At 61.0% G+C, this 17,901-nt stretch carries 18 protein-coding genes; 12 read left to right on the plus strand and 6 right to left on the minus strand.

Annotated features, from left to right (window positions below; translation table 11 throughout):
• Positions 1 to 51 precede the first annotated feature (51 nt).
• The gene (locus tag AC1RME_RS20840) at positions 52 to 2,352 is read left to right on the plus strand and encodes a hypothetical protein (RefSeq protein WP_493091693.1); all 2,301 of its coding nucleotides are present in this window, start codon (positions 52 to 54) and stop codon (positions 2,350 to 2,352) included.
• A 221-nt stretch (positions 2,353 to 2,573) separates the two neighbouring features.
• Here the strand turns inward: AC1RME_RS20840 and AC1RME_RS20845 are convergent, their stop codons facing one another.
• Together AC1RME_RS20845 and AC1RME_RS20850 are read right to left on the minus strand one after the other, a co-directional pair.
• A complete protein-coding gene (locus AC1RME_RS20845) occupies positions 2,574 to 3,404 on the minus strand; it encodes an AraC family ligand binding domain-containing protein (protein ID WP_493091694.1) in 831 nt (276 codons plus the stop codon).
• Between the two features lie 35 nt (positions 3,405 to 3,439).
• Entirely contained in the window at positions 3,440 to 3,943 is a 504-nt protein-coding gene (locus AC1RME_RS20850; RefSeq protein WP_273540876.1) for a VOC family protein, read from the minus strand.
• Positions 3,944 to 4,091: 148 nt separating this feature from the next.
• On the opposite strand from AC1RME_RS20850, the gene AC1RME_RS20855 reads away from it, so the two are divergent.
• The 3 genes from AC1RME_RS20855 to AC1RME_RS20865 all read left to right on the plus strand — a co-directional run bounded on the left by AC1RME_RS20855 (position 4,092) and on the right by AC1RME_RS20865 (position 7,009).
• A complete protein-coding gene (locus tag AC1RME_RS20855; RefSeq protein ID WP_493091695.1) occupies positions 4,092 to 5,438 on the plus strand; it encodes an FG-GAP repeat protein in 1,347 nt (448 codons plus the stop codon).
• A 165-nt stretch (positions 5,439 to 5,603) separates the two neighbouring features.
• Entirely contained in the window at positions 5,604 to 5,852 is a 249-nt protein-coding gene (locus tag AC1RME_RS20860; protein ID WP_493091696.1) for a transmembrane sensor/regulator PpyR, read from the plus strand.
• A gap of 2 nt (positions 5,853 to 5,854) precedes the next feature.
• A complete protein-coding gene (locus AC1RME_RS20865) occupies positions 5,855 to 7,009 on the plus strand; it encodes an NnrS family protein (RefSeq protein WP_493091697.1) in 1,155 nt (384 codons plus the stop codon).
• A 4-nt stretch (positions 7,010 to 7,013) separates the two neighbouring features.
• On the opposite strand, the gene AC1RME_RS20870 is transcribed toward AC1RME_RS20865, so the two are convergent.
• Positions 7,014 to 7,685: a class I SAM-dependent methyltransferase gene (locus AC1RME_RS20870; protein ID WP_493091698.1), complete on the minus strand. Its 672-nt coding sequence runs from the start codon at positions 7,683 to 7,685 to the stop codon at positions 7,014 to 7,016.
• A 37-nt stretch (positions 7,686 to 7,722) separates the two neighbouring features.
• Positions 7,723 to 8,871 (minus strand): GGDEF domain-containing protein, encoded by a 1,149-nt coding sequence (locus tag AC1RME_RS20875; protein ID WP_493091699.1) that lies wholly within the window; start codon positions 8,869 to 8,871, stop codon positions 7,723 to 7,725.
• Positions 8,872 to 8,980: 109 nt separating this feature from the next.
• Between AC1RME_RS20875 and AC1RME_RS20880 the strand changes: the two genes are divergently transcribed.
• The gene (locus AC1RME_RS20880; RefSeq protein WP_192560457.1) at positions 8,981 to 9,373 is read left to right on the plus strand and encodes a GFA family protein; all 393 of its coding nucleotides are present in this window, start codon (positions 8,981 to 8,983) and stop codon (positions 9,371 to 9,373) included.
• Between the two features lie 38 nt (positions 9,374 to 9,411).
• Here the strand turns inward: AC1RME_RS20880 and AC1RME_RS20885 are convergent, their stop codons facing one another.
• Positions 9,412 to 10,242 (minus strand): alpha/beta fold hydrolase, encoded by an 831-nt coding sequence (locus AC1RME_RS20885; protein WP_493073404.1) that lies wholly within the window; start codon positions 10,240 to 10,242, stop codon positions 9,412 to 9,414.
• A 227-nt stretch (positions 10,243 to 10,469) separates the two neighbouring features.
• On the opposite strand from AC1RME_RS20885, the gene AC1RME_RS20890 reads away from it, so the two are divergent.
• From AC1RME_RS20890 to AC1RME_RS20915, 6 genes are all read left to right on the plus strand, one after another.
• Positions 10,470 to 11,402, plus strand: a complete 933-nt coding sequence (locus AC1RME_RS20890; RefSeq protein WP_493091700.1) for an acetoacetate decarboxylase — start codon at positions 10,470 to 10,472, stop codon at positions 11,400 to 11,402.
• Positions 11,399 to 12,082, plus strand: coding sequence for a type 1 glutamine amidotransferase domain-containing protein (locus tag AC1RME_RS20895; protein ID WP_096820523.1), 684 nt, complete (start codon positions 11,399 to 11,401; stop codon positions 12,080 to 12,082). Before AC1RME_RS20890 ends, AC1RME_RS20895 begins: the two co-directional genes overlap by 4 nt.
• Before the next feature lie 136 nt (positions 12,083 to 12,218).
• Complete coding sequence (locus tag AC1RME_RS20900; protein WP_493091701.1) at positions 12,219 to 12,674, plus strand: (2Fe-2S)-binding protein; 456 nt, start codon at positions 12,219 to 12,221, stop codon at positions 12,672 to 12,674.
• A gap of 17 nt (positions 12,675 to 12,691) precedes the next feature.
• Complete coding sequence (locus tag AC1RME_RS20905) at positions 12,692 to 14,854, plus strand: xanthine dehydrogenase family protein molybdopterin-binding subunit (RefSeq protein WP_493091702.1); 2,163 nt, start codon at positions 12,692 to 12,694, stop codon at positions 14,852 to 14,854.
• Position 14,855: 1 nt separating this feature from the next.
• Entirely contained in the window at positions 14,856 to 15,434 is a 579-nt protein-coding gene (locus AC1RME_RS20910; protein ID WP_096820525.1) for a hypothetical protein, read from the plus strand.
• Between the two features lie 61 nt (positions 15,435 to 15,495).
• Entirely contained in the window at positions 15,496 to 16,461 is a 966-nt protein-coding gene (locus AC1RME_RS20915; RefSeq protein WP_096820526.1) for a GGDEF domain-containing protein, read from the plus strand.
• A 3-nt stretch (positions 16,462 to 16,464) separates the two neighbouring features.
• On the opposite strand, the gene AC1RME_RS20920 is transcribed toward AC1RME_RS20915, so the two are convergent.
• The gene (locus AC1RME_RS20920) at positions 16,465 to 16,890 is read right to left on the minus strand and encodes a VOC family protein (RefSeq protein WP_192560461.1); all 426 of its coding nucleotides are present in this window, start codon (positions 16,888 to 16,890) and stop codon (positions 16,465 to 16,467) included.
• Positions 16,891 to 17,002: 112 nt separating this feature from the next.
• On the opposite strand from AC1RME_RS20920, the gene AC1RME_RS20925 reads away from it, so the two are divergent.
• On the plus strand, positions 17,003 to 17,866 hold the full coding sequence (locus tag AC1RME_RS20925; RefSeq protein WP_493091703.1) for a LysR family transcriptional regulator: 864 nt from the start codon (positions 17,003 to 17,005) through the stop codon (positions 17,864 to 17,866).
• The last annotated feature ends 35 nt before the right edge of the window (positions 17,867 to 17,901 follow it).

The raw sequence follows: 17,901 nt of genomic DNA on the forward strand, positions 1-17,901 counted from the left end.
TTAATCGCTCAATAACTCCACCGCCCACATCCTTCGGCAGGAGCCCCCGTCATGCTCGTCCAACCCAAAAAAGCCATCGGCACACTCGCGTTGCTCGACCCAGACATCCCCGGCGCCAAGCTGCTGCCGACCGGTGAATGGGCCATCAACCGCGCCGCCGCACTGCTCAACTTCCCCACTCAGGGTCTCAAGGTGCAGATCCCGGTCTGGTCAAACAAGAACCTGGGCGACAAAGTCGAGCTTTTGCTCAATAACCAGGTGGTCGATCAGCAAACCGTCACCCAGGATGCCGAAAAGACCCAGCGCGCTACCTTGTTCGTCGCACCGGGCCGTTTTCAGAGCGGCACGTGGGATCTGTCCTATCGGGTGACGCGCGTCAACCAGGCGCCAGAGCTTTTTGCTCCACCGTTCAAACTCTTGGTCAAACTGGAAATCCCCGCCGGCCAGGACACCGATCCCGGGCAGGGGCACTCCAACCTGCACATGGAGTTCAGGCCGCCGGAAATTGTGCAGGACGGTGTCGACAAGGATACCGCCGAAAACGGCGTGGACGTTCTGGTCGTGGCCAAACCCGGCAGCGGCTCCAACCTTCCGTACCCCGACATCGCCGTCGGCGATGTGATCAGGGTGAGCTGGGGCGGCAGCATTGTGCCGTCGGATCCGGTTATTCAGGCGCAGATCGACGACCCGCTGAGCAACCCTATCGTCATCCACATCAGCAAGGATGTCGTCCTTGCAGTCGGCGATTCCGGGAGCGAAGGGCTGGCGGTGTCGTTCTTCGTCAGAGACTTTGCTGACAACGACTCCGAAGACTGGTGCAAGGAAACGCGCATCGTCGTCGACACCGGCAACTCGCGGCTGGAAGCGCCGATTCTTGAGCAGGCTGACGGGAGCGAACTCGACGTCGATCAGTTGGATAAAGAGCAATTGTTGCTCCAGGTCTTTGCTGCCTCACCCGTCGATTTCAAAAAGGGCGACACCATCATCATGCACTTGCAGGGCACCACCCTCGACAGCGAAAGCGTCCAGGTCGTTGCCCGCCAGACCATCGACAAAAACCCACCGCTGGTGGTCGAGGTGCTGATGGACAACGACGGTGCCCGGGCATTGGCAAAAAACCAGGGGGTGTTTTTCTACGAAGTTGAGCGCAATGGCAACATCGAGAATCGCTCAAAAGGCCGCTTCATCAACATCATCGGCGAACTGACACGCCTGGCAGCGCCCAAAGTCGAAAGTGAGGAGGGAGGAACGCTGAATCCAGACCTGTCGGGCGTGATCGTCCGCATCCCCTACGATCCGCTGATCACCCCGGACAACGCCATTGAAATCCACTGGAGCATTACCCGTTCGGACGGCACCGTTTTCGAGCCAGAGCTGGACTGGATCTTTCCGACCCAGCAGGAGGCCGATGACCCCGATGGTTTCATCGTCGTCATTTCAGACCCCGTGTACCTGAAAGACGGCGAAGGCGGCACCCTGCTGGTGTGGTACGACGTGCTCAGCGAAGGCGAGAACGGCGAGATCGTTCGCAGGCCTTCCCCGCCAGCCTCGCCATTGAATATCGGCGAGCCGAGGCTTGAGCTGGTTCCGGCCATTCTGCTCGGTGAAAAGGACGGTTCGTTTGAACCCAGCAGCCTGCCCAACGGCATCAGCGAAGTCACCTGCCCCAACCCGGTCAACAACCCGACCCTGCCCAAGGATGTGGTGGTCTGGCAATTGTATGATGCCCAAGGTGTGCTGCTGTTTACGGACAACAAACCCCTCAACGCACTGAGCGCCGGCAAGCCCGTGAAATTTCCTCTCAATGCGGCGTTTGTGCAGCAGTATTTTGAGGCTCATCGCGGTGAACAGTTGAGTATCCGCTATCACATCGTTCGGGATGCGGCGGGCAAGACCAGTTATTCGAATCCGTTGGTGTTTTACATTGGCGTCATCGATATCACGACGTTCGATAATGACAATTGGAATGACTGGGTGCCGACCACCCCAACTGACTGGGAGTTTGTAAGCATCGGCACGGACCGGCGGGCAAGAAACCGTACTTCTACCAACCAGTCCGATGGTGTGGTTTTGAGCAAGTCATGTGGTGGATTGAGTGTGGGGAAAACGTATTCTTTTTCGATTGAGCATGCTCGCACTCAAACCGCCCACGCGGTACCACGCCTTGCTCTTTCCGCAGGTGGCCAAACAATCGCAGGGCCCGTAGATATTGATCAACTTACCCTCCAAACCCTATCCGGGACTTTTACTGCCTCGGCAGTCTCAGTAGAGTTGGCCGTTGTAAGTGATGTCGCTTCTGGATACGGAAACGACTACGAACTTTCCAGCATAAAGGTCATTAAACTCTCATAGCCTGCAATAAGTCGGAAGGAAAAAGGGGACGTATGATCCTGTCCCCAAACACAAAAGCCTCCCTTCTGTTCAACAGGGAGCGCGGGGTATCGTCTTTCGGTATGGCCAGCTTCTTGCTGAAGCAGTAACCGGGGACGTATTTATTTACCTACGGCAAAGTCATGACCAGTGACTTTGCCGATTTCCCTAACGGCCCGCAGTAATGCGGGCCGTTTTTGTTTTCACCCCCGATACTGCCCCGGCGTCGCCGCCAGATGCTGCTTGAACGCTCGTTGAAAATGCGCCTGATCGGCAAATCCCGCTTCCAGCGCCACATCCGCAATCAATTGCCCGCGTCGCAAACACTCGCGAGCGAACTGGATGCGCTGGTTAACCAAAAACGCATGGGGTGTCATGCCGAAGTGCAGTTTGAAGGCGCGAATCAGGTACGACGGTGACAGTTCGGCAGCGACGCAGATGTCGTCGAGGCTGAGCAGGTCGGTGCAGTGCTGGCGGATGAAGTCGGCGGCGCGTTCGAGTTTGAAGTTCGGCTCGCGCAACGGAGGTTCAATCGGGTTCAGGCGCAGTTGCAGGTCGCTGAAAAACTCCACCGCTGCGCTCTGTTTGCGCAGCACGTCTTGCTGATCGTCGACCAATACGGCGTACAACGTATTCAAGTCGCGAAACAGGCGAGCATCATTCAAGTGGGTATCGGAAAACCGCCGGAACTCCAGTTCCGCACTGAACCCCAACTGATGCTGCAGATCTGTCAGCCACGGCGTTTCCACATACAACATCAAATACGACCACGGCTGATCGTCGATCGGGTTGCACGCGTGCACGTCCCTCGGGTTCATCAGCACCACGGTGCCGGCCGCCACTTCGAACGATGATTGCTCATGCACATAAGTGCTGCGCCCGGCGATGATCGCGCCGATGGAAAAGTGCGCGTGGGAGTGCCGTGAGTAGCAGACCTCACGCCCATCGGCGATGGCCCGGGCCTCGATGAAGGGCAGGGCGTCGTCGCGCCAGAAGCGCGGGGCTTGTTCGGGGTTCTTGGCGGCGGCTTTCATTTTTGGGGTTCTCGGCAGGCCAGTGCCCGAGTGTATTAGCTCTGGCCGGCGAAGGCTCGTTCGAGTTCGGCGATGTCGAGTTTTTTCATCCCGAACATGGCCTGCATCGCCCGTTGGGCCTTGGTCTGGTCGGCGTCGGTCATCATGTGCATGAAGGCCACCGGCACGATCTGCCAGGACACGCCGAACTTGTCCTTGAGCCAGCCGCACTGTTGGGCTTCCACTGGGCCGCCGGCGGACAGGTTGCCCCAGAAGTGGTCGACCTCTTCCTGGGTCTGGCAATTGACCTGAAACGACACCGCTTCGTTGAATTTGAACACCGGCCCGCCATTGAGCCCGGTGAAGCTGTGGCCGTCGAGTTCGAAACTGACGGTCATCACCGAGCCTTCCGGGCGGCCGTGGAATTCCTGGCCGACCTTGCTGTAATGGGTGAGGGCGGTGATTTTCGAATGATCGAAGATCGAGCAGTAGAACTTGGCCGCCGCCTCGGCCTGATCGTCGAACCACAGGCAGGGCGTCAGCTTCTGAAAGCGTTGCATGGCAGTCATCCTCGGCAGGTTAGACACGCTGGATTAATAGCGTAGTCAGTCCGAAGCGGGTCGTAGGCGCCATAGATCGACAAGTGCGCCCAAAAACGTTTGTCGTTAGACTTGCCGCCCCGATTTTGCCGCAAGGACGCTCTGCATCATGGTTGCCTCTCGTACATGGGTTTTTTTCTGCCTGTTTGCCGCCGCGTCGGCCAGTGCCGAACCGTTGAGCTGTCAGCTCTCGGATCCGGCAAACAGGTACAGCGTCGATGTGACCATCGAGCATCCACCGACGCAGAACTTCGAGCCAGTGGCGGCGCAAGTCATCCTGCGCGACAAGTCCAATGGCGAAGTGTTGCAACGAATCGACACGGCCGATGCCGTCGACCTGGTTCCGCTCAACGATTCAGCCAAGGCCTTGCGATGCGACGAGCAACGTCTGGTGGTGTTTGGCGACTTCAATTTCGATGGACACCAGGATCTGGCGATCCGCAACGGTAACGACGGTGGCTACGGCGCGGCGTCCTACGACGTCTATCTGTTCGATCCGTCGAGCCCGGTGCTGGTGCCGAACAAGGCATTGTCGGCGCTGACTCGCGAACCGTATCTGGGATTGTTCGAAGTCGATGCCGCCGCTCGCCGCCTGATCACTCACGCGAAAAGCGGTTGCTGCTGGCGCCAGAGCCGTACCTGGCAGGTGCAGAGCAATTCGCCGGTCAAGGTGACCGAAACCATCGAGGTGGCACAGCGGCCGTCCGAAGGCAGCCCGCTGATGCCGGCGGGTTACACCGACGTCACGCAGCGGGAATTGAAGGACGGCAAATGGCTGGAGCAGCGTCGCCTTGAAGGGCCAGTAGGTGAAGCGCCGGTGATGCTGCGGGGCAAGCTTGACGGCAAGATCGCATTCGAGCTGTGGTGGCAGATGCTGGGTGGCGTCTACATTGGCGAGGTTCGTTACACGAAAACGGGCAATGGCCAACCGATCCGGCTGGTGGGCGAGACCTACGATGACGGAGCCGTGTTGCTGCATGAGCTGGATGCCCAGGGCCGTGTCACCGGCGACTGGTACGTGGCAGGTGAGCCTGATGAGCACGGCTTTCAGGGCGGAACATGGCACGACGGCGACAAGTCTCTGATCTTCGAAGCGCGACCGACGGCGTTCCGGGTTGCACCGCAAAAGTTTCAGACGCCCACAGGCGAACAGCGTGAAGGACGTTACGTGATGATGGCGTCGGATGAGCGATCGGCGTGGCTGACGATCAAAATCGTGCCGGCCACCGAGAAGGGCGCGGGTGAGCAGGCGTTGATCCAGATGGCCGTGACGCAACCGGGCAAACCACCCCGTCAGGAGAACCGGCAGTGGCCGTTGCAGGCGGGCAATCTGGTGATCGGTCAGGACCAGATCGCCGAGCCGCTCTATCGTTTGCGCCTGCTCGACGGAGCGGTGCAAGTGGAGGGTGCCGGTGAGTTCTCTGATTTCAGAGGGGCTTACGCAAAGCAGCCTTGAAGGCGATTGGTGTCTTTATGACAAATATTGAAGTCAATATGACTCTTTTTGGTTCGAGTCATATTGACTTCCTATGGCTTATCTAGCTGATTTTTAACGATAAAAAATCTGGCACAAGAGTTGATACATCAATCGTACAAACTGATCCGCTCAGGAGTACGAAACATGTTCACTGTCTTCGAGAATCCGCTGAACGTTCTGCACCTGTCGAGCAAAGTGCTCGTTGCCGGTCTGGTCATGTTGCTGGCCGGAATCTACGGCGCTTATCTGTATCAGGGCCCTATGCCGATTGCGTTGCTGGTAGCGATGCACGCCATGACCATCGTCGGCCCGACGCTGCTGAAAATCGGCTACGTGATGCGGCTCCTGTCTCAATATCGGCTGGGGCGGACTCACGCCGCCGTGGTGGCTTGAACATGCGCAGACTCGCGGCGGCGCCAGTGTTCAGCCTGGGCTTTCGGCCGCTGTTTCTGGCCGGGGCCGGATTCGCCGCTCTGGCGGTGCTGATCTGGGGTCTGTGGCTTTACGGCCACTGGTTCGATCTGCAACCGGCGGGCGGCATGCTCGCCTGGCATCGGCATGAGATGCCGTTCGGTTTCGCGGCCGCAATCGTTGCCGGGTTTCTGCTGACGGCGGTGCCCAACTGGACCGGGACTCCTGGCGTGCGCGGCGAGGCGTTGATCGCTTTGGTGTCGGTCTGGCTGCTCGGGCGAGTGGCCTGGTGGCTGCCGTTGCCGACAGGGCTGATCCTTGCGCTGCAATGGGGTTTTCTGCCGCTGCTGGCGGTGATGCTGGCGCGGGATCTGATCGCCGCGCGCAAACGCGACAACTACCCGATTGTGCTGGTGCTCGCGCTGATAGCGGGTTGTCAGGCACTGACCTTGATTGGCCTGTTCAACGATGACGCCGGTTTGCAGCGCCAAGGCGTGCTGGGCGCGTTGTGGCTGATTGCGGCGCTGATGACTGTGATCGGCGGACGGGTGATTCCGTTCTTCATCCAGCGAGGCCTGAACCGTCCGCCGGCGCCGGCCGCCCATCCGTTGCCCACGCGGTTGCTGTTGATTGGCAGTCTGCTGACGGCGATCACGTTTGCGGCGGGTCTTAACGATGTGCCCCGGCCGTGGCTGGCAGCACTGTTTGCGCTCACCGGCAGTTTGCAAATACTGCGGCTGATCCGCTGGCATGATCGCGGGATCTGGCGCGTGCCGCTGCTTTGGTCGTTGTACCTGGCTTACGGCTGGATGGCATTGGCAACCTGGGCCATGGCGGCGTGGCATCTGGGGCTGCTTGGCCAGCAAAGCCTGGCGACTCATGCGCTGGCCGTTGGCGGTGTCGGTGGCTTGATTCTGGCGATGATTGCGCGGGTCAGCCTCGGTCACACTGGCCGGTTGTTGCAGCCACCGAAAGCCGTGGTGCTGGGTTTTGCGCTGGTGCTGATCGCGGCGGGTTGTCGGGTGTTGCTGGTGCCGTTTTCGAGTCTTGGCCTCGGCTTGTCTGTGGTGCTCTGGTGTGCGGCTTTTATTCTGTTCTTACGGCATTACACCGGGATTCTGCTCAAGCCAAGGCTGTAGCGTTTCATCCGCGGCGCTCGGCTATCATCAACAACGACTGTGGCACAGGGCTTTGCGGATGTTGTGGCTCGCGCAGACTGCTCAACTGAAATCCGGCCATGTCCAGCGCATTCAGCCAACTGGACAAGGTGCGGAAATACCACGGCATCGGTCGCCATTGGCCCTTGAATCCATCGAAGGTTTCCTCCCGCCAGCCATCCTGATAATCACCCGCTGCCACCGACCACGGATGCAGCGTCTGGATCACCAGCGCACCGCCGGGCACGAGCAGGGTGTTCATGGCGGCGAGCAGCGGGATGATGTCCTGATGCAGCAGGGAAAAGTTGGCGCAGATCAGGTCGTAGTCGCGGCCGATGTCGACTTTCGTTTCTACCAAATCTTCATAGCTGGCGACCTGTACCGGTGAAGATCCTGCCGCTTGCGCAGCCTCGATCAGCGTCGCATCACCGTCCACGCCGACCGCTTCGATCCCGCGCTCTGCCAGCGCCCGCAACAGCCAGCCTTCGCCGCATCCCAGATCGAGCACGCGCTCGGGTTGGCGCCCCATGATTGCCAGCAGAATGGCCTGATCGGTGACCTGCCGACGGCTCTCGATAGCGCCGCTGCGTACGGCTTCGGTCCAGGCCCGGGCGTTGTGGTGCCAGCTCTGGAGGAGGGTGGATTCAGGCGTGGACATGGCGAACTCCGAGGATGCGGGTGCAGGCAAGGATAGGTCAGGTGTAGTCGGCCAGACGAATCCGGTTGCGACCGCCACGCTTGGATTCGTAGAGCGCGCTGTCGCCCTGTTCGATCAGTGCCGTGAGGCTGGCCGGCGGCTGATCGAACACCTTGGCGCCGATGCTCAGGGTGACCGCTTGCGGGGTGACGTAAGTCTGCGAAGTCATCTGCTGAAACTGCTCACGCAACGCGCTGCCCAGCACCATGATCTGTTCGTGGGACGCATCGCCCAGCAGCATCACGAATTCGTCACCGCCCAGCCTTGCCGCCAGTGCGCCCTTGGGCAGCACCGCGCGGATCATTTCGCTGAGGGCGATGAGCAGCCGGTCACCAGCGGCATGGCCGTACAGGTCGTTGATCAGTTTGAAGTTGTCGATGTCGATCAGCAGCAGGGCGCCGGGGCGAGTGCTGGATACTTGATCGAGCAGGCGCGGCGCGCGGACTTCGAGGGCGCGGCGGTTGTACAGCGCGGTCAGCGGATCCCGGGCGGCCAGTTCGGCGATCTGTTTTTCCCGGCGGTAGCGCTCGGTGCCGGTCATCGACAGCGCGATCAGCATGATCGCCATCGCGCCTTCGACCAGAGAAATCTGAATGATCTCGCCGCGCAGCGACGCCAGATCGATCAGCGTGCCCGGAATCACCGCGATGATCGCCTTGGTGAAATAGAACGCGCCGTGGATCAGCAGTACATAGCGCAGTTGCACCGCACCGATGCTCAGCGACTTGCCGTGAGGGCGCAGCAACAAACTGGCCCGCAGCATCAACAAGGCAATCAGCAGTGAGTTGGCCATCAGCATGATCTTCGACCACGACGGATCTTCCGGTAACAGAAGCAACGACAGCCAGAGCAGGAACATCAAGTACCAGGCCCGCGACAACTGTCGCTGAGTAAACCGTGCAACGCCCAACAGAAACAGCCAGTGCGCAACCACCAGCAAGCCGTTGGCGAACCAGATGCCGATCAGCGGATAGCCGTTGGCGCGCAGCAGGGCCAGGCTCGAACCGACGGTGATGGTGGCGAAACCGGCGCTCCAGAACAGCAGGGAAGGTTCGCGGATGCTGCGCCATTCGACCGCCAGATACAGGGCGGCCGCCGCGGCCAGGGCGGTGGAAATGGTGAGCATCGTGAGGGGATCGAGCGCCATGAACGAACGGGTCTGCCTGGATAGTGGTATTGGGCCACGATTGTAAGCGTTCGCCCATTGGGCTGCTATTTTCACTCACCGGTTATTCCATTTTCAGGCGAGGTGTTCCATGGACCGGTTTACTGGCGGTTGTCTGTGCGGCGAGGTGCGGATCGAGGCGTCGGGGCGACCTTACCGTGTCGGGATTTGTCACTGCCTCGATTGCCGTAAGCACCATGGGGCGCTGTTTCATGCATCGGCGATCTTTCCCGAGGATGCGGTGGCGATCAGCGGCGAAACCCGGGACTATGCCGGGCGACATTTCTGCCCGCGCTGCGGGTCGTCGGTGTTCGGCCGCAGCGGCGATGAAGTCGAGGTGAATCTGGGCGCGCTGGATGCGCCCGATCAATTGCAGCCGACTTACGAACTCTGGACGGTGCGTCGCGAGTCGTGGCTGCCGGCGTTTCCATTGGCCAGACACTATGTGGGTAATCGCGAGGCAACGGGGAGAACCGAAGAGTAGCCGGGGGCAGGTATCGCACCTGACCCCGGCCAATAAAATCAGCCGCGAATAAAGGCCAGCAGATCCGCGTTGATCGTTGGCGCTTCTGTGGTCGGCATCCCGTGAGGGAAGCCCGGATAAATCTTCAGCGTGCTGTTCTTCAGCAATTTCGCTGACAGCACACCGGCGTTTTCATAGGGCACGATCTGGTCGTCATCGCCGTGCATCACCAGCACCGGGATCGAGATGCTTTTCAGGTCGGCGGTGAAGTCGGTCTGCGAGAAAGCAACGATCCCGTCGTAGTGGGCCTTGGCGCCGCCCATCATCCCTTGGCGCCACCAGTTCAGGACTACGGCCTCCGAAGGCTTGGCCCCGGGCCGGTTGTAGCCATAGAACGGACCGGCCGGCACATCGTGATAGAACTGCGCACGATTGGCCGCCAGTTGGGCCTGAAGATCGTCGAACACCGACTTTGGCAGGCCGCCCGGATTACTTTCGGTTTTCACCATCAGCGGCGGCACCGCGCTGATGATTGCGGCTTTGGAGACCCGATCCTCGCCATGCCGGGCGATGTAATGGATGACTTCGCCGCCACCGGTGGAATGGCCGACATGCACGGCTTTTTGCGTTCCCAGATGATTGACCACCGCCGCCACATCATCGGCGTAGTGATCCATGTCGTGGCCGTCCCAGACCTGGCTCGAACGCCCGTGACCCCGTCGATCGTGGGCCACGACCCGGAAGCCCTGGGCGAGGAAGAACAGCATCTGCGCATCCCAGTCGTCCGCGCTGAGCGGCCAGCCGTGATGGAAATGGATCACCGGGGCGTCTTTCGGACCCCAGTCCTTGTAGAAGATCTCGACGCCGTCTTTCGTTGTGACATAGCCCATGTTCGCTACTCCTGAAAAATGCGGAACGGAAACGTGAAGGGGTGAAGACAAGCGTTATGAACTCTAGGATTGAAGTGCACTTTAAGGTCAAGCAAGTTCCGAACGGTCATCGCTGGCGTGAATGGTGGGGCATAGCCGTTGTGCGCTTGACCTTAAAGTTTGGTTGAACCTTAGAGTGGCGCTGACCGGCCACCTGCCGGGCCACTCATCGAGAAAGGTCAGCGAACATGAGCAAGCGCTTTACAGAAGTCGAATTCGGATCGCACAGGGTCGAGGTGCTGGAGGGCGGCTACTACGACCGTTTTCGTATGAACCCCAATCTCGACGAAGTGGCCCGGGACAAGGCTGCCGGCAATATCGACTTCTTCCGGCGCATTCCCAAGCAGCAGGTCGCTTCGAGAGTCGGCCCGACCTGGGCGCCGAACTTCTATTACCGTTCCGGCAGCGTGCAGTTGCTGTTCCTGGCGCCGCTGGACCGTCTGCGCGCTACCTTGCCTGCGCCGCTTGAACCGCTGCGGGCATTTCCCGGTTATGGGCTGGTGGCGCTGACATTTTTCTCCTACTCGGTTTGCGACAACGATCCGTACGACGAAGTCTCCGTGGCGATTGTCGTGCGTCGCCCCGGCGCCCGTGGCTCCCACGCGCTGGAACTGATGGACGCCATGCGTCGGCGCAGCTTCACTGCCCATGTGCTGGCGCTGCCGGTGAACACCGAAATCGCCCGGGTGCGCGGCGTGCACGGCTATCAACTGCCCAAGTGGCGCGCCGACATCAACGTGAACATCGGCACCAGCGTCAGCGCCCGTATTGACGGGCCCAAGGGCCTGCCGGACCTGGTCCTGAAAGCGCCGCTGCCGACCCTGAAAAACGTTACGCCGCAATCGCGCATGAGCACCGCCACCATGATTCATCAGGTCGATGGCCTGTGGCATCAGAGCGTGGTGCAGAGCAACACACTATCCTTTGCCCAACGCCTGTTTCCGCGCGATGTGCAGCTGGATCGCAACGGCGGCCCCCTGAGCCAGTTGCTCGATGGCCTCGGAGCTACGCGGATCCTGCGCCTGGACGTGATCAAGGACGCCCAGATCGTGCTCAACCTGCCCGTGCCGCTGACGGCGTTCGGTCAGGTCGGTGTCACCCCAAGAGAGGCTGCCAAATGACACGTCGAATCCTGCACGTCGTGACCAATGTCGCCCACTATGTCGACCCGACCGAACCCACCGGGTTATGGCTCGGGGAGTTGACCCATGCCTGGCAGGTGTTCGCGGAAAAAGGCTTCGAGCAGCGACTGGTCAGCCCCAGGGGCGGGCGGAGTCCACTGGAGCCTCGGGCATTGAAGTGGCCGATGCTCGACCGCTCGGCCAAGGCCTGGCTGAACGATCCGGCGAGCATGGCGCTGCTGGCGAACACCGCCAGCCCGGAGCAGATCGACAGCGCGGATTACGACGCCATCTATTTCACCGGCGGGCACGCGGTGATGTGGGACTTTCCCGACGACCCCGGCCTGCAACGGCTGACCCGGGAGATCTTCGAGCGCGGCGGGATCGTTTCGTCGGTCTGTCATGGTTATTGCGGGTTGCTCAATACGCGGTTGTCGGACGGCAGCCTGCTGGTGGCGGGGCGCAAGGTCACCGGTTACTCGTGGATGGAAGAAGTGCTGGCCGGTGTCGCGAAAAAAGTGCCGTACGACTCGGAGCAACAGATGAAGGATCGCGGGGCGCGCTACGAAAAGGCGTTTCTGCCATTCACCTCGAATGTGGTGACCGACGGCAAACTGGTGACCGGACAGAACCCGCAATCGGCCAAAGCCACGGCGCAACAAGTAGCCGCGATGCTGTAGATCCATGACCGGTGGTCGCGGCGGCTGGTCGTCGGGGCAAAATGCGCTTAGCTGAAAGGGATAAGCCGAGGCGTGCACGGCATCGAATGCTGTCGCAACGCCCCTTCAGAACACCGTGAGTCTGAGGAAATCCCCGATGCTGACCTTGAACATCAATGGCAAGGATCAGGAGCTCGATGTCCCCGCGGACATGCCGTTGCTCTGGGTTCTGCGCGACGTCGCGCACCTGACAGGCACCAAGTTCGGTTGCGGCATGGCCCAGTGCGGGGCCTGTACCGTGCATGTCGATGGCGCACCGCTGCGCGCCTGCATCACGCCGGCCACCGCCGTCGCCCACGGCCAGAAAATCCTCACCATTGAAGGTCTTTCGACCGACGGCTCGCACCCGGTGCAACAGGCCTGGGCCGAACTGGACGTGGTGCAATGCGGCTACTGTCAGTCCGGGCAGATCATGTCCGCCGCCGCGTTGCTGGCGAAAATCCCCAAACCCACCGACAGCGATATCGATCAGGCGCTCTCCGGCAACATCTGCCGTTGCGGCACGTATCCAAGAATCCGCGCAGCGGTCAAACGTGCCGCCGACATTGGCTGAGCGAGGGGAGGTGAGTGATGAACAGTCCTGTATCCCGTCGCGGATTTCTCAAGGGCAGTGCCGTGCTTGGCGGTGGTCTCGTCGTGGCTTTCGTGGTGCCCGGTGGCAACCGGTTTGCCACAGCGGCGGAAAATGAAGGCAAGGCATTTGCGCCGAACGCGTTCCTGCGGATTGCGGCGGACAACAGCGTCACCGTGCTGCTCGGCCATTCGGAAATGGGCCAGGGCATCTGGACCGGCCTGACCATGCTGATCGCCGAAGAGTTGGACGCCGACTGGTCGAAGATCCGCGTCGAGCACTCGCCGGCCTCGGCTGCCGATTACGGCATGCCGGCGTTTGGCGGGATGCAGATCACCGGCGGCTCCACTTCAACCTGGATGGAATTCGACCGTTACCGACTTGCAGGCGCTACGGCGCGGCAGATGCTGATCGAGGCGGCGGCCAAGCGTTTCAACGTGGCACCGTCGACGATCCGCACCGAATCCGGCGTGGTGATTGCCGGCGACAACCGCGCCACTTACGGCGAACTGGCGGACGCCGCCGGGCAACTGCCGGTGCCGGATCCGAAGTCGATTACCTTCAAGGAAGCCAAGGACTGGAAAGTCATCGGTAAACCCACCAAACGCCTCGACACCCCGGAGAAAATCACCGGCCGCGCCAAGTTCGGCATGGACGTGCAGTTCGACGGATTGATGACTGCCATGGTTGCCCGGCCTCCGGTGTTCGGCGCCAGCGTCAAATCCTACGAAGGCGCGCAGGCGCTGGCCGTTCCCGGCGTGCACAAAGTAGTGCAGGTGCCGACCGGCGTGGCGGTGATCGCCGATCATTACTGGGCGGCGAAACTGGGGCGCGATGCGCTGAAGGTTGACTGGGATCTGGGGCCGCACGCGGATCTCAGCAGCGAAAAACTGCTGGAGAGTTTCCGCAAACTGGCCGCCACACCGGGCATTTCCGCCAGTCAGGCCGGCGATGCCAAGGGCAGCTTTGGCAAAGCAGCGAAGAAAATCGATGTCGAGTACAGCGTGCCTTATCTGGCTCATGCGCCGATGGAACCGCTGAACTGTACGGTGAAGATCAGCGCCGACAAGTGCGAGATCTGGACCGGCACCCAGTTTCAGACGCTGGACCAAATGGTCGCCGGCAAGATCACCGGGCTGAAACCGGAGCAGGTGGAGATCCATACCGAATTCCTCGGCGGTGGTTTCGGTCGGCGGGCCAACCCGACTTCGGATTTTGTCGCCGAAGCGGTGCAAGTGGCCAAGGCCGCCGCGATGCCGGTGAAAACCGTGTGGTCGCGGGAGGATGATATCCGGGGCGGTTATTACCGTTCGGCGTTTTTGCATCGGGCCAGGATTGGGCTGGGAGCCGATGGCATGCCGCTGGCGTGGCAGCATGTGCTGGTCGGGCAGTCGATCATGGCCGGCACCATGCTGGAAAAAACCATGGTCAAGAACGGCGTCGATCAGACGTCGGTCGAGGGTGTGTCTGACAGTCCGTACATTACAGGCCTCGCCAATCATCAGGTCGATCTGCATTCGCCAACCACCGGGATCAACGTGTTGTGGCTGCGCTCCGTGGGTCATAGCCACACGGCGTTTGTCATGGAATCGCTGATCGATGAAATGGCCGCGGCGGCGGGCAAGGACCCGGTGGAGTACCGGCGAACCTTGCTCAAGGATCACGCCCGGCATCTCGGCGTGTTGAATCTGGCGGTGGAAAAGGCCAACTGGAAAGCGCCGCTGCCGGACGGGCATGCATTGGGCGTGGCGGTGCACGAGTCGTTCGGCAGCTACGTCGCGCAAGTCGCCGAGGTGTCGCAGGACAATCTGAAGATTCGCGTTCACCGCGTGGTGTGCGCGGTGGATTGCGGGATTGCGGTCAACCCGCAGAGCATCGCGGCGCAGATGGAATCGTGCATCACTTTCGGCCTGGGCATGGCGTTGCACAGCAAGCTGACGCTCAAGGACGGACACGTCGTGCAGTCCAACTATCACGACTATCAAGTGCTGCGCCTGAACGAGATGCCGGTGGTCGAAGTGCACATCGTGCCGAGCACGGACAAGCCCGGCGGCATCGGCGAGGCCGGTGTGCCGCCGACTGCACCAGCGGTGGCCAACGCGGTGTTCGCCCTGACCGGGCAGCGCCTGCGGGAACTGCCGCTGCAACTGTCGGGGGTGTGAGATGAAACGACATCTGTTGTTGGGCGCTGTGATGCTGGTCGGGCTGGGCGGCTATGCCTCGGACCTGTTCGCCGACGATCAGGAGGCCTTGAAAGCCTTCGGCACGGTGCAGAAAGTCTTCCAGAGCCCGCGCTGCCAGAACTGCCACATTCCTGGCGATTCGCCGTTGCAGTTCGACGCCGGCACGCCCCACGCGATGAACGTGGTGCGCGGCATGGACGGCAAGGGCGCCGCTGGTTTGCCGTGTGCCACCTGCCACGCCGAAAGCAATCCGCCGGCCAGTTATGGCCCCCACGCGCCACCGGGTGCGCCGCACTGGAGCCTGCCGCCGGCCTCGCACAAGATGGCCTGGATCGGCCTGCCGCCGGATCGCTTGTGCGCGATGATCAAGGACCGCAGCAGCAACGGCGACCGGGACTTCGCCGCGCTGATCAAGCACGTCAGCGAGGACAAACTGGTGCTCTGGGGCTGGAATCCCGGGCCGGGGCGGCAACCGGTGCCGGTGCCCCACGACATCTTCGTCAGTCAGTTCAAGCTCTGGGCGGACGCGGGTGGGCCGTGTCCGGTGGCCGGCGGATGAGCATTTGAGTCATCGCCAATCAGGGCTACGCTGAAGGTCACTGATAACAAGGGAGTGTGTGATGCTGGTGCCAGGCAAACCCGTCAATGAAGCGGCTCGAGTGCAAGCGCTGTATGGATTGAACCTCCTCGATTCCGCCCCCGAAGAACGCTTCGACCGCCTGACCCGTCTGGCCAGGCGCCTGTTCAACGTACCGATCGCGCTGGTGACGCTGGTGGACAAGGATCGGCAGTGGTTCAAGTCCTGCGTAGGCCTGGACGCGACCGAAACCCCACGGGACGTTTCGTTCTGCGGCCATGCGATTCTCAAGGATGAATTGCTGCTGGTGCCGGATGCCCGTCAGGACGTGCGTTTTCACGACAATCCTTTGGTGATCGGCGACCCGAATATCCGCTTCTACGCCGGTTATCCGCTGACCGTGCCCAACGGCAACAAGATGGGCACCTTGTGCCTGATCGACACCCGACCCCGCGAACTCGATGACGAAGAGCGCGACTTGCTGCGCGATCTCGCCGGGATGGCGGAGCAGGAGCTGATGGCCGTGCAGATGGCGAGCATGGACGAGCTGACGCTGTTGTCCAACCGACGCGGGTTCATGATGCTGGCCCAGCATGCGCTGGATGCCTGTGCACGGATGGGCAAGCCGGCGACGCTGCTGTTTTTCGACCTCAACGACTTCAAGCAGATCAACGACCTCTATGGCCATGCCGAGGGCGACAGTGCGCTCAAGACCTTCGCCGATGTGTTGCGCATTGCCTTTCGCGAAAGCGACGTGGTCGGGCGGTTGGGCGGCGATGAGTTCGTGGCGTTGCTGACCGGTTCCAGCCACATCGAAACCACGGCGATCATGGCGCGCCTCAAGGAAATCCTCGAAGAGCGCAATGCCACGTTGCATCGGGGTTATGCGATTCGCTTCAGTGTCGGGCAGATCGAGTACGACCCACGGCGGCATGACACCGTGGATAAACTGCTGGCGGATGCGGATGGGGCGATGTATGCCCACAAGCAAGCCCTGAAGCGAATCTGACGCTTATTTGGCAAACAACTGCCCGATGTCCTTGAACGCCTTGAACTCCAGGGCGTTCCCGCAGGGGTCGAACAAAAACATCGTGGCCTGTTCGCCCACCAATCCCTGAAAACGAATCCCCGGCTCAATCACGAACCGCGTGCCCAGTGATTTCAGGCGCTCGGCCAAGGCGTGCCATTCCTCCATCCCCAGCACCACACCGAAATGCGGCACCGGGACGTCGTGTCCGTCCACGGCGTTGGTGTGAGCGGCTTCCTGCGAGGCATTTTTCGGCGCCAAGTGAATCACCAGTTGATGGCCGAAGAAGTTGAAATCGACCCAGTGATCGCTGGAACGACCCTCTTCGAGGCCAAACACTTCACGGTAAAAATGCCGGGCGGCGGCGAGGTCATACACGGGAATGGCCAGATGGAAGGGGCTGAGTGGCATGGAGTTGGTCTCGATCAACGGTTGGGTGAATCCAGTCTAGCGCTGTGCATTTCGATTGAAAGACGATAGTTTTTGCGCCGAGCTCAAATTATTTCGATCAGTCGAGGTGCCCATGCTGCGTGAACTCAAGACCTTTCTGGCGGTGGCGCAGCACGGCACGTTTGCTGCGGCGGGCCTGCATGTCGGCCTGACGCAATCGGCGGTCAGCGCGCAGATCCGCAATTTGGAACAGACTTTGGGTGTGTGCCTGTTTGATCGCACCGGCCGTCAGGCAATTCTCAATCCGGCAGGGCAGCGTGCGGTGCCGTTGGCGCAGGAAATGCTCGCCACCTTCAGCCGCATGGCGATCAGTGAGGACGCCAGCGAGTTTCGCGGCGAGCTGAGAATCGGCGCCGTGGCGACCGCACAGACCGGGCTGTTGCCTCAGGCCTTGCTGCGCTTGCGCCAACAGGCACCGGGCGTGGAGCCGAAACTGGTGCCGGGTGTGTCGTTGAACCTGCTGAGCCAGGTGGATGCCGGGGAAGTCGATCTGGCGATCATGATCAAGCCGCCGTTCGAATTGCCCAAGGAGCTGTCGGCGCAAGTGATGCGGCGCGAGCCGTTCGTGCTGATCGTGCCGCCCGGCGTCGAGGGAAACGATCCGCTGCAACTGCTGGTCGAGCATCCTCACGTGCGTTATGACCGCAACTCGTTTGGTGGACGGCTGGTGACGCGGTTTCTGCGTGAGCAGCGGATAGATGTCCAAGTAGCGCTGGAGCTGGATGAGCTGGAAGCGATCGTGAAGATGGTCGAGTGCGGGCTCGGCGTTTCGTTGCTGCCAAGAGCCGGATTGTGGCTGGAGCATCCGCTGAAGGTGAGGGTGATCGAGTTGGGTGAGCTGACGTTCTACCGCGAGATGGTGCTGCTGCAGCGTTACAGCCAGCGCCGTCAGCCGATTCAGCAGTTGTTCGCCTGTTGCCTGGAATCGCAGGCATGAAAAAGCCCGCCAATCGGCGGGCTTTTTATCGGCAG

It is taken from the genome of Pseudomonas sp. GW822-FHT03F08 (genome assembly GCF_058801265.1).

What these genes read in the sequence shown, in the direction of transcription:
- AC1RME_RS20840 (WP_493091693.1), top strand. Translation starts at nt 52, where the DNA reads ATGCTCGTCCAACCCAAAAAAGCCATCGGCACACTCGCGTTGCTCGAC.
- AC1RME_RS20845 (WP_493091694.1), bottom strand. Translation starts at nt 3,404, where the DNA reads ATGAAAGCCGCCGCCAAGAACCCCGAACAAGCCCCGCGCTTCTGGCGC.
- AC1RME_RS20850 (WP_273540876.1), bottom strand. Translation starts at nt 3,943, where the DNA reads ATGCAACGCTTTCAGAAGCTGACGCCCTGCCTGTGGTTCGACGATCAG.
- AC1RME_RS20855 (WP_493091695.1), top strand. Translation starts at nt 4,092, where the DNA reads ATGGTTGCCTCTCGTACATGGGTTTTTTTCTGCCTGTTTGCCGCCGCG.
- AC1RME_RS20860 (WP_493091696.1), top strand. Translation starts at nt 5,604, where the DNA reads ATGTTCACTGTCTTCGAGAATCCGCTGAACGTTCTGCACCTGTCGAGC.
- AC1RME_RS20865 (WP_493091697.1), top strand. Translation starts at nt 5,855, where the DNA reads ATGCGCAGACTCGCGGCGGCGCCAGTGTTCAGCCTGGGCTTTCGGCCG.
- AC1RME_RS20870 (WP_493091698.1), bottom strand. Translation starts at nt 7,685, where the DNA reads ATGTCCACGCCTGAATCCACCCTCCTCCAGAGCTGGCACCACAACGCC.
- AC1RME_RS20875 (WP_493091699.1), bottom strand. Translation starts at nt 8,871, where the DNA reads ATGGCGCTCGATCCCCTCACGATGCTCACCATTTCCACCGCCCTGGCC.
- AC1RME_RS20880 (WP_192560457.1), top strand. Translation starts at nt 8,981, where the DNA reads ATGGACCGGTTTACTGGCGGTTGTCTGTGCGGCGAGGTGCGGATCGAG.
- AC1RME_RS20885 (WP_493073404.1), bottom strand. Translation starts at nt 10,242, where the DNA reads ATGGGCTATGTCACAACGAAAGACGGCGTCGAGATCTTCTACAAGGAC.
- AC1RME_RS20890 (WP_493091700.1), top strand. Translation starts at nt 10,470, where the DNA reads ATGAGCAAGCGCTTTACAGAAGTCGAATTCGGATCGCACAGGGTCGAG.
- AC1RME_RS20895 (WP_096820523.1), top strand. Translation starts at nt 11,399, where the DNA reads ATGACACGTCGAATCCTGCACGTCGTGACCAATGTCGCCCACTATGTC.
- AC1RME_RS20900 (WP_493091701.1), top strand. Translation starts at nt 12,219, where the DNA reads ATGCTGACCTTGAACATCAATGGCAAGGATCAGGAGCTCGATGTCCCC.
- AC1RME_RS20905 (WP_493091702.1), top strand. Translation starts at nt 12,692, where the DNA reads ATGAACAGTCCTGTATCCCGTCGCGGATTTCTCAAGGGCAGTGCCGTG.
- AC1RME_RS20910 (WP_096820525.1), top strand. Translation starts at nt 14,856, where the DNA reads ATGAAACGACATCTGTTGTTGGGCGCTGTGATGCTGGTCGGGCTGGGC.
- AC1RME_RS20915 (WP_096820526.1), top strand. Translation starts at nt 15,496, where the DNA reads ATGCTGGTGCCAGGCAAACCCGTCAATGAAGCGGCTCGAGTGCAAGCG.
- AC1RME_RS20920 (WP_192560461.1), bottom strand. Translation starts at nt 16,890, where the DNA reads ATGCCACTCAGCCCCTTCCATCTGGCCATTCCCGTGTATGACCTCGCC.
- AC1RME_RS20925 (WP_493091703.1), top strand. Translation starts at nt 17,003, where the DNA reads ATGCTGCGTGAACTCAAGACCTTTCTGGCGGTGGCGCAGCACGGCACG.